Raw genomic sequence first — 7,273 nt, 5'->3', positions numbered from 1 at the left:
GCGGCTTGCGCTTTACGTGACGACTCATATTCGCCGCCCCAGTCAAGTTTATAACCTTCTGGTAAAGCAATAGCAGCAATTTTAGCTTGTGTACGATTAAACGCCTCACCGGTAGTTTCATTGTATCCGGCCTCCGCTTTAACGGTAATAGTTCGTACACGATCACGTCGATTAATCAGTAGCTCTTCACTGGCATAGTTCATTTTGCCACTTACTTGCTTAAAGGGTATATAAGTTCGTTGACTACTGCTCCACACTAAACTGTTTTCTAAGCCAGCTAATTGATCAGGATTTGTGCTACTATTTCTGGCAATAATTGGATAAAGGTAATCGCCATCTTGTAATTGCCCTATTTGCAAACCATCAGTATAAAACTTTATCGCTTGACTAAAGTCACTCCTTGAAACACCGGCAATGCCTGCCGCTATATCATCATACTCAGGTGCTAAAACAATACCTTTATCGCGCCAGTCATCACGAATATCACGAATATTACCATCTGCAGAATAAATCGCTTTTGCTTGCTCAGCTAACTGCCTTAAAATAGCGGGATCTTCGCCAGAAAATCGTGCCTGAATTTTAGCACCCGCACCAGGGCCAAATTGCATAATTTCTGCGTAAAAATTTACCTTAGGATTTGCTAATCTTAATTTATCAGCGACGGCTTGCGCTAAGCGAGGGATCTGAGCTGCGTCATGCGCTCGCACCATAAATAGCCCATAACTCTCATTCGGTAATTCAGGGGCAAATACTAAGGTAAAGCGCTCTGAACTTTCACCGATAAAAGTCGCTAATGATTCAACACCTTCAGTGCTAAGGATCAGCTTCTCACCTTGTTTCATATATTTTTCAGTGGCTCTAATATCAGAGTCTTGCGGGCCCCAGTAATGAACAAAAAACACTGGGGTATTTGAAGGAGGGAAAAATCCTTGTTTAATAAAACTAAAGCTTGCGTAGGCGCTAATCGTAATCACCACCAATAACCCTAAGGTTACACCACGCCAATGCAAAGCATTACGTAAAACAACTAAATAAGCTTGATGAAATAATGAATGCGACGCTTCTACACCGGCTTTATCACCCACTTGATAAAAGTATTTACCTAATAAAGGCGTTAATGTTACCGCAAGTATCCAACTTAACAGCAAAGATATTAGTACTACAGCGAACAGTGAAAATAAAAATTCTCCTGTGGCATCATCTGATAAACCAATACCCGAAAACGCCGCTATACCAATAACCGTAGCGCCCAGTAATGGCCACTGTGTGCGTTTAACAATAAAGCTGGCAGACTCCATTGCCGACTTACCTTTCTCCATGCGTAGCATCATACCTTCTGCTACTACAATAGCGTTATCAACCAGCATTCCCATGGCAATAACCAAGGCTCCTAGTGATATACGTTGTAGTTGTAAATCATAAAGCCACATGATCAAGACAGTCCCTAATACCGTGATCAATAAAGTGCCACCAACAACAATGCCCGAACGCCAGCCCATAAATAGACAAAGCGCTAAGGTCACTACAGCAACTGAAATTTCCAGATTTAAGATAAAACCGTCAACGGATTCATCAACGATTTTCGCTTGGTTATAAATAGAAGATAACTGAATACCCGCTGGTAATTTAGCGAGCACTTCAGCCAGCTTAGCGGAAATTTCCTCACCAACTTCAACGATATTAATATCACTTTGCGCCGATACCGCTAAGGTTATCGCACGTTCACCATTAAAGCGTTTTAAGCCACTTGGGATAGCTACAGGTTCAATACTGAGCTGAGCAATATCTTTTATCTTTATTGAGGCATTTTTACCCGGAATAACGATAGAGAGGTTTTCTATCTCTGCTATTTTATTGGTTGAGCTTTCAACTGGGATCCTAATTTTTTTATCGCCAACGTATAATCTTCCACCACTAAAGGGTTTTAAATTATTCGCCAGTACTTTTTGAATATCAGGAAAAGAAAGCCCTAAACCGGCAATTTGATAGCTATCAATGGTGGCAACAATTTCTTCTTCTAAAATACCGCCAACTTTTACTTTAGCAACCCCGTCAACGGTTAGCACTTCGCGACGAATTATACGGGAAAATTCACGCATTTGATTAGCGCTAAAGTCAGGCGCAGATAAAGCATAATAAATGCCATAAACGTCACCAAAATCGTCGATAACCACTGGAGCACTAGCACCAAGTGGTAAGTCGTGTTCAATATCACTAAGGCGTTTGCGTAGTTCGTCCCAAATTTGGGGTAATAGTGGCCCATCAATATGTGGTTGTATTTCCATGGTTACTCGGGATAAACCGGGTTTACTGACTGATTTCAACGTATCTAATTGCCACATTTGCTGCAGCGCTATTTCAACTTGCTCAGTAACTTCTTTTTCAACTTTTTCCGCACTTGCCCCCGGATAATAGGTAAAGATAACAGCTTTTTTTATGGTAAAGGCGGGATCTTCTAAGCGGCCTATTTTACCCATAGCAACAATGCCACCAATAATAAAACATATCGCCATAAGCCAAATATTAATGGGCTTAGTCAACGAATAACGTGCAATATCCATTAATATGTCGCCTTATATTCTCTGACTATTAGCCCCTCACGCATTTGCCCCACTGCGGCAGAAACCACTTTATCATCAGGACTTAATCCCAAAGAAATCATGGCGTACTCGCCTTTTAACTGAGAAACCTTGACCTTGACCTTAGTCAGGCTATTTTGTACTTGATTAAAGCGCCAGACACTAAAGCCCGAGTCGTTATTACCTACTAATGCACTTAATGGAATAATTAATGCCTGTGAGTGACTATTATTTTGTTTAATGTTAACAATGGCTCGCGAGCCTGGATAAAAAGACTTAGCAATTTCACCATCAAGTGCAAAGGTTACGCCATAGGTTTGAGTAATGGGATCAGGCGTGGTTTTATGTTCAACATAACGTATGTCAAATATTTTATCTTCCTGGCCAATAATATGAGCAGTCGCTTTTACATCGCGATTGCCAGCATTGGCGGTCATAATGCGTTCAGGCACTTCAAAAGTAAAATAAAGCGCTGATCTATCTTGTAAATTAGCCAGTGAATCTCCGGTACGAATTAAACTATCATTTTCAATATACCTAGCACCAATAACAGCATCAAATGGTGCTCTTATCGTACAGTAACTTAAATCTTGCTTGGCATTAGTTAATGCTATTTTAGTAATTGAAAACTGAGATTTTGCTTCATCGTAATCACGTTGCGACGCAACATTCTTTTCAAAAACATCTTTAATGCGTTTTAAATTTCGTTGCGCGTCTTCATGACGAATACGACTTTCTTGCACTTTACGTTGAAAAGGTTTCGGATCTATTTTTGCTAAAATTTGACCTTTTTTAACTTCACTACCTTCGACAAGGCTCTCAAAAATTAAACGTCCTGAGACTTCAAATTTAAGGTCAACACTCTTCACTGCCGACACCGTGGCTGGAAATTCATAGTCATTCACTAAATTTGTTAGCCGGGCACTGGTGAGTTGAACCACTACAGGTGCAACCTCTTTTGTGACCTCTGTTGGTTCAGAACAAGCTTGCAGAAAAATAACGGCTCCGAGCATAAAAATTCGCTTCACATCAATCCCAAAATATAAGTTAAATTATAAAAATAAGTAGGCGAATCATAACACAGGTTTACACATTAACAACTAGTGTAAACTTGTTGTTTAATGTAACCACTCACGTTAATATATCGATACTTAAATGAGTAAGAGCAGATGATTTGCCAAGTACTACCGATAAAATACTAAGTGCCGCTATGGATTGTTTTTTTCAGCACGGCTACGATACCGCAAATATTTCTATGGTCAGTCGTTATGCTGGCATATCGCGTGTGACTATACATAAACAATTTAAATCAAAAGAGCTATTATTTAGAGCTGTTGTTGAAAAACATTTTCAGCAACATAATATATTGATTAGTGTCTACAGTAAGTCAGAAATAAATTTTTGGCAGGAAACCCAAGTGCTTACTATTCAACGATGTGAAGGCTTATTCAATCACGTATCCAGTAGTTTAGTTAGGGCTAATTTAATACACGCTGGTCAAGCATTTTGCAAAGACCTTATTCAAGCAGAAGAAAGCTTAATAAAAAATAGTATCCAATTGAGAATTGAAAAAGAAATTTCCGCCAAGCGTTTAACACTAAGTAAAATAGGCTTGTCGGCATCAGCATTAGCTGAAACACTTCACTTTGCACCATTTGGCATCACGGTATCAGTATCAGATAAAAACAATACTACCTTTGTAGAAAATTTAATGGCGATATTTAAAGCATCAACGTCACCACTTTAGTGCGATGTTCTCCCTTAAACATCTCTATTTATAATTAGCTTTTATCTCGCCAAAACTGACTAATTAAATGACTCATTCTGCCTAATGCTCAGTAGAGATAAAAATATCGAACTTTAGCTTCGCTATTTTTAGTGTAACTTTATATTCAAGTAACTAACTTCATCAATGTGCCTTTAAAAACTCAAATATTTATTTGAGGCGTTAATTGAAGAACCAAATACCAAGCCTGTTTTAAACAAGTCTTCGGCACTGTACGTTTGAAACGTGGAAGATTTAATCCTTGATATATCGGATTGTGCTCGCGTTTACCTTGAACAGACGAGTAATAATGATATGGTAATAAATAGCGCTAAAGATTTTAATAAAAAACAATGAATAGTTAAATTATAATAGCGTAAACTATTGCTACAGTCGTAACCATCAACAATACAGAACCTATTTAGTCACATGGCCACACCGTTAAAGTATTTATCTCATTATTCTATTGATATACAGCAGCAAGTCGCACAGCTTATTAAGGAAAACAACTTAAAAGCCTATTTATTGGCGCAATTTCCTGCGCCACATGAAGTTACTACTGATAAAGCATTACGCGAATACTCCATCGCGTTAAAACAACAATATTTAAAAAAATCAGCGCCACTTAGTCAAGTAAAGTACGATGATAAGATTCATGTTGTGAACAACGCGCTAGGATTGCACACTTATGTTTCTCGCGTACAGGGCAATAAACTAAAAAGCAAAAACGAAATCCGTATTGGTAGCATGTTTAAGCGAGCGCCCGAAGCGTTATTAAGTATGATCGTGGTGCATGAACTGGCCCATTTGAAAGAAAAAGAGCATAACAAAGCCTTTTATCAACTATGCCAACATATGTTACCAAACTATCATCAATTAGAGCTAATGACTCGTATATACCTTACTGAGCTTGAAAACAACGGCAGTATTTATCAATAAACATTGCCGCTTATTAATGCCTTTAGGTATATAAAAAGTGCCTAAATCAAGAACAGCATAGGTTAAGTGTCAGTGGGATACTCATCTATAAACAAACGCTTCTATTTCTGCCACTATTTTTAGCGTGATATAAGGCGGTATTGGCTTGTTCAAATATCGCTGCCCAGTTTAATTCCTCTTCTCGTTGTACTACACCAATAGAAACAGAGATTTTAGGTAGATTGGCTTTTGAGTCTCTTTGCATCAGTTTTAATTGTGAAATCGCTAGCCTGATATTTTCTGCAACTTCATATGCCTGCGTTTTGGTTTTATTTACCATAACAACAGCAAATTCCTCACCACCAAAACGAACGGCAATATCGTTATCCGATATAGATGATAAAATCACTTTTGCAATGCGCTGTATCACTTTATCGCCAATAACATGGCCAAACTTATCATTAAAATTTTTGAAATGGTCAATATCTATTGCTAATGAAGAATGTACTTGTTCAATATCTAATTCTTTTAACTTAATATCACAGCCACGACGATTATATAAACCAGTTAAAGAATCAACTATTACTTCATTACGTGCCGCTTGAAGCTTAGATTTTAAAAAATTAACTTCACCACAAGTCCTAGTCAGATCTAAAGATAAGTCGGTATGCTGTTGTTGAGAAAATGTAATATTTTTCATCAAAAAGGCAACAATATTTTGCATAGATTTATGGTGTTCATGTTTAGAAAGTGCTTTTTTCGCTTTTATTAAGTTAGAAGTTGCCGCTTTAGCACTATCTACTTGTAAATTAATTTTTTCGAGAGTAGAAGTTAAAGACTTCTCAATTGGTTCAAGTATTTGTTTATCAATAGTATGAGAATTAGAAATATACTTTTCAAATAAACCTTCAATAAAAGTTAAATCAACGTCCTGAAAGGTTTGGACATGCCTTTCTAACTCTGCAGTTAATTTTTCATTACGCTTACTAATATGCAAATAAGTGACTGAATAATTTACTGGACTAGCTGGGATTTGATAATGAGATAAAAATTCGTTTGTTGATGCACTAAACTTCAGTACCTCATCAAAATTATCTTTAATAAGCACGAGCACTCCTTAAGAGTATATTTATTATTTTAATGTTAACAATCACCTGTTAACATTTACTTGTTAACGAATAGAATCACAATGTAAATAAGATGTTACTTATCTTTCATGAGAATATCTAAATTAGCAACGTTCAACAAGCATTAAAATGCTAAATATCACTTGTTAGAGCTTTTTACCTAATAATGAAGTTTTTTATATAAACTTATTAGCCTATAAAAAGATTATTATAGGCTAATAATAAAGATTCATTGTATCGAGATAACTAGAACGGCTTTTTAAAATGGCGATTAATACATCAAATTGGTACTTAAATAAATATTAGCAGTTAAAATTAAAAATATTGAACAATTTTTTGGCTCTTAATTGCGCGATTTGAAACACAACAGATTTAAATGAGCATGCCGCAAAAAATCAACTTTGCACTATTGTGCAAAAACAGAAAAAATTGATAATTTATTAGTTAATAAACTAGTACCCCATCACCAAAGTTAAGTCTAATAGAACAGGTCTAGCAACGGTTACGCGAAAATGGACTTAGTAATAAATACTACAAGGGCTACAACGATATTATTGAATTATGTGAGCAACATAGAACCTGCTCTTCTCAACGTAAAAACAGCGATTGAGCTGTGTCCTAGAGGTTTAATAATGTGGGAACTTAGTGGATGCAATTAGTATAAAATATTCAAAACCAGCTATTGATTGAGGTTGATGGGTTTTCTTAACGCTTTGTCACCTTTTATATTGTATCAAGCTAACTCAAGCTTTATTTATTAAATGCCAGAAAGCAAAAAACCCGTAGCGTCAGCTACGGGTTTCTCTAAATAGAAGCCTAGCAATGTCCTACTCTCACATGGGAACTCCCACACTACCATCGGCGCTAACACGTTTCACTTCTGA

Annotated in this window: 5 protein-coding genes; 2 read left to right on the top strand and 3 right to left on the bottom strand. The window is 36.8% G+C overall.

Annotated elements, in window-relative coordinates:
- Together H4J65_RS00455 and H4J65_RS00450 are read right to left on the bottom strand one after the other, a co-directional pair.
- The coding region (locus H4J65_RS00455; RefSeq protein WP_182194101.1) for an efflux RND transporter permease subunit at nucleotides 1-2,561 on the bottom strand (2,561 nt) is incomplete at its 3' end.
- Nucleotides 2,561-3,607, bottom strand: a complete 1,047-nt coding sequence (locus tag H4J65_RS00450; protein ID WP_182194097.1) for an efflux RND transporter periplasmic adaptor subunit — start codon at nucleotides 3,605-3,607, stop codon at nucleotides 2,561-2,563. The genes H4J65_RS00455 and H4J65_RS00450, both read right to left, overlap by 1 nt.
- Nucleotides 3,608-3,753: 146 nt before the next feature.
- Here H4J65_RS00450 and H4J65_RS00445 point away from each other — a divergent pair, with 146 nt between their 5' ends.
- Nucleotides 3,754-4,326, top strand: coding sequence for a TetR/AcrR family transcriptional regulator (locus tag H4J65_RS00445; RefSeq protein WP_182183362.1), 573 nt, complete (start codon nucleotides 3,754-3,756; stop codon nucleotides 4,324-4,326).
- Between the two features lie 447 nt (nucleotides 4,327-4,773).
- The gene (locus H4J65_RS00440) at nucleotides 4,774-5,283 is read left to right on the top strand and encodes a M48 family metallopeptidase (RefSeq protein WP_182183360.1); all 510 of its coding nucleotides are present in this window, start codon (nucleotides 4,774-4,776) and stop codon (nucleotides 5,281-5,283) included.
- 85 nt (nucleotides 5,284-5,368) lie between these two features.
- Here H4J65_RS00440 and H4J65_RS00435 read toward each other — a convergent pair whose 3' ends face one another.
- On the bottom strand, nucleotides 5,369-6,370 hold the full coding sequence (locus tag H4J65_RS00435) for a GGDEF domain-containing protein (protein WP_182194093.1): 1,002 nt from the start codon (nucleotides 6,368-6,370) through the stop codon (nucleotides 5,369-5,371).
- Between the last annotated feature and the right edge of the window lie 903 nt (nucleotides 6,371-7,273).

It is taken from the genome of Colwellia sp. MB02u-9 (assembly GCF_014077085.1).
Classification (GTDB): Bacteria; Pseudomonadota; Gammaproteobacteria; order Enterobacterales; family Alteromonadaceae; genus Cognaticolwellia.
Note: the sequence above shows the minus strand (reverse complement) of the source record. Positions and strands in the feature narration are given on the sequence as shown.

Coding starts and splice junctions, on each gene's coding strand:
- H4J65_RS00440 (WP_182183360.1), top strand. CDS start 4,774: ATGGCCACACCGTTAAAGTATTTATCTCATTATTCTATTGATATACAG.